Here is a 1,788-nt window from a genome sequence, read left to right on the forward strand (position 1 = left end):
GGCAAGAGCTCCCTGCTCAAGCTGTTGATGCGCCTTGCCAATCCGACTCACGGTTCGATTGTTATGGGTGGCGTTCCGATTGACCAGCTGCCGCTCGCCACACTGCGCAGCCAGTTTGCCTATGTGCCGCAGGAGCCATTCCTGTTTTCCACCACTATCGCCGCCAATATCGCCCTCGGCAAACCCGATGCGAGCCGCGAGGAGGTCGAACGGGTGGCGCGCATTGCCTGTGTCCACGATGATATTGTGCGTTTCCCCAAGGGCTATGAGACCGAGGTGGGGGAGAAAGGGGTGACCCTCTCCGGCGGCCAGAAACAGCGGCTGGCCATTGCCCGTGCCCTGCTGCTGGATGCGCCCATTTTGGTGCTCGATGATGCGCTCTCGGCGGTGGATGCCCACACCGAGCAGCAAATTCTGCACGCTCTCAAAGCCCATCGTCGCACCCTGATCCTGGTCAGCCATCGCATGACGGCGGTGGAGCAGGCCGACGAGATCCTGGTGCTGGAGCAGGGGACCATCAGCGAACGGGGTCATCACGGTGCCCTGATGGCGCACAATGGCTGGTACGCAGATATGGTGCGTTATCAGCGTCTCGAAGAAGCGGTGGAGGAGAGCCTGTGAATCCGACCATTAAACGACTGCTCGCCTACTGCGCCCAGTATCCTCGCTGGCTTATTCAGGCGGGGATCTGTTTGCTGCTTGCCACCGGCGCCGAAGTGGCCGGGCCGCTGCTGATCAAGCTCTTTATCGATGACTATCTGGCGCCTCGCAATATCGTGCTGCCCACCATTGCCCTGATCGCAGCGGGCTATCTGGGTTTGCAGGTGCTGTCGGCGGCGGGTTTCTATTTGCAATCCCTGCGCTTTAACCGTATCGCCCAGGCGGTGGTGCAAACCTTGCGCGAGCAGGTATTTGCTACCGCCATCCGCTTGCCGGCCCGCTACTTTGACAAGCATCGTTCCGGCTCGCTGATTTCCCGCATCACCAACGACACCGAAGCGATCATGAACCTCTATGTGCAGGTGATTGGTTTGCTGGTGCAAAAGGTGGTGCTGCTGTGCGGCATCCTCATCTCCATGGCGCTGCTGGATCTGCGGCTGATGCTGGTCTGCTCGCTGCTGCTGCCCGCCGTGGGCGGGGTGATGTGGCTCTACCAGAAACTGAGCGTGCCGGTGGTGCGAGCGACCCGCAGCCTGCTCTCCGACATCAACAGCCGCCTCAACGAGTCGCTGCAGGGGATGCCGGTGATCCAGGCCATGGTGCAGGAGCGCCACTTTGCCAACGCCTTTGCCGAGGTGAACCAGCAACACTGGTCGGCACGGATCAAGAGCCTCAAGATCAACGGCATTTTGCTGCGTCCGCTCATCGATCTCTTCTACATGATGGTGCTGATTGGTCTGTTGGCGCTGTTTGCCCATGAGGGGGGGAGCCACGCGGGTGCTATTCAGGTAGGGGTGCTCTACGCCTTTATCAGCTATCTGGGCCGGATGATCGAGCCGCTCATCGAGATGACCAACCAGCTTAACCAGTTGCAGCAGGCGATGGTGGCGGGGGAGCGGGTCTTTGCCCTGCTCGATGAAACCCGCGAGAGCACCGAGGGCGAGCTGCACCCGCTGGAAGGGCGGGTCAGTTTCGAGCGGGTGAGCTTCTCCTACGATGGTGAGCAGCAGGTGCTGCGGGAGGTCAGCTTTGCCGCAAAACCGGGCCAGATGCTGGCGCTGGTGGGCCATACCGGCAGCGGCAAGTCCACCATCATCAGCTTGCTGATGGGCTTCTATCCGCTGGATC

The 1,788-nt window shown here is 61.0% G+C and carries 2 protein-coding genes; both read left to right on the forward strand.

The annotated features are described in order from the left end of the window. On the forward strand, positions 1 to 621 hold a 621-nt coding region (locus tag AACS18_RS02605; protein ID WP_146184738.1), incomplete at its 5' end, for an ABC transporter ATP-binding protein. Continuing rightward, on the forward strand, positions 618 to 1,788 hold a 1,171-nt coding region (locus AACS18_RS02610; protein ID WP_108612027.1), incomplete at its 3' end, for an ABC transporter transmembrane domain-containing protein. The genes AACS18_RS02605 and AACS18_RS02610, both read left to right, overlap by 4 nt.

This window comes from Aeromonas sp. HMWF015 (genome assembly GCF_963878965.1).
Classification (GTDB): domain Bacteria; phylum Pseudomonadota; class Gammaproteobacteria; order Enterobacterales; family Aeromonadaceae; genus Aeromonas; species Aeromonas veronii.